This is a genomic window from Peptoniphilus sp. DNF00840 (genome assembly GCF_001553125.1).
Lineage (GTDB): Bacteria > Bacillota > Clostridia > Tissierellales > Peptoniphilaceae > Peptoniphilus_A > Peptoniphilus_A vaginalis.
Genome location: NZ_KQ960254.1, coordinates 1,155 through 2,390, shown reverse-complemented (window position 1 = coordinate 2,390; position 1,236 = coordinate 1,155). Strand labels below are relative to the sequence as shown.

The 1,236-nt window shown below is 28.6% G+C and carries 1 protein-coding gene; it reads left to right on the top strand.

The genetic code is table 11. The features are described 5' to 3' along the window. Positions 1-510 precede the first annotated feature (510 nt). A partial coding sequence (locus HMPREF1864_RS08675; RefSeq protein ID WP_369817844.1) for a leucine-rich repeat domain-containing protein occupies positions 511-1,236 on the top strand: 726 nt, incomplete at its 3' end.

Sequence of the window (1,236 nt, the reverse complement as noted above, 5' to 3'; positions counted from 1 at the left end):
GGAAGTTATTATTACAAGAGAAATTGTGAAATAAAATTTTACAAAAGATGAAGACCATGAATAAGAATTAATTTTTAAGAGGTCTAAAAAAATCGACTCTATAAAATCTTTTTGGAAGTAAATTTCCAAGAGATATTATAGAGCCTTTTTGATTTAAAAGAAGAGAGAAAGAGAAAATATAAAAAAGATTTATAAAAGCCATAAGGGAAACAAAAAAGAAAGAAAAGAAAAAATAAAAAAAGACAAAATAAGTAAGAAAAAATCTAAGGTTTAAAGAACAAAAATACAAGATTAACGCATGCCTTAAAGTAGAGAAAAAAGCCTATGATAAATAGGTATTAATACACATAACACAAGCTTGACAAGAACAAGGTTGAGGCATACAATTTAAAGGAAATCTATAGAAATTGAGGGAAGTATTAGTGATAGTGATAACAGAATACTTAACCTCCATATTATAATAAAAAAATATAAAAAGAAAAAACAGAAAAAATAAAATGGAGGTAAAAAATGAAAGAAAGTAAGAAAAGAATAACGGGGCTTTTTCTTGCCCTTGCAATGCTTATAGCTTGCCTACCCCTAAACCCAATAGCTGCATATGCAGCAGAAGGTGATGTGGTAATAAATAGTACAAACTTTCCTGATAATAATTTTAGGGATTATGTAAAAAAAGAGTTTGATACAGATAGTGACAATGCACTAAGCCAAGCAGAACTTGATAAAGTTAAATCTATAAATGTTAATGGCAAAAGTATTCGGAGTTTAAAAGGAATTGAGCATTTTAAAAATCTGACTGAGCTTAAGTGTAGTTCTTTAGACCTAATAAGTCTAGATGTAAGTAATAATATAAAACTTACTAAGCTTGATTGTTCTAATAACCGCATAGCAATTCTAAATTTAAGTGAAAATAAAGAACTTAATGAGCTTGATTTTTCAAATAATCACCTAACAAGTCTAAATGTAAGTAATAACACAGCACTTACTCAATTGAATTGTAGTGAAAACTCACTAACAAGTCTAGATGTAAGCAAAAACACAGCACTTACTGAACTTTCTTGTGGTAGTAACTATCTAAAAAGTCTAGATGTAAGTAATAACACAGCACTTACTAAGCTTGATTGTATTTTTAACCAACTAACAAGTCTAGATGTAAGCAAAAACACAGCCCTTACTGAAATGTGGTGCAATAATAACCAACTAACAAGTCTAGATGTAAGTAATAACACAGCACTTACT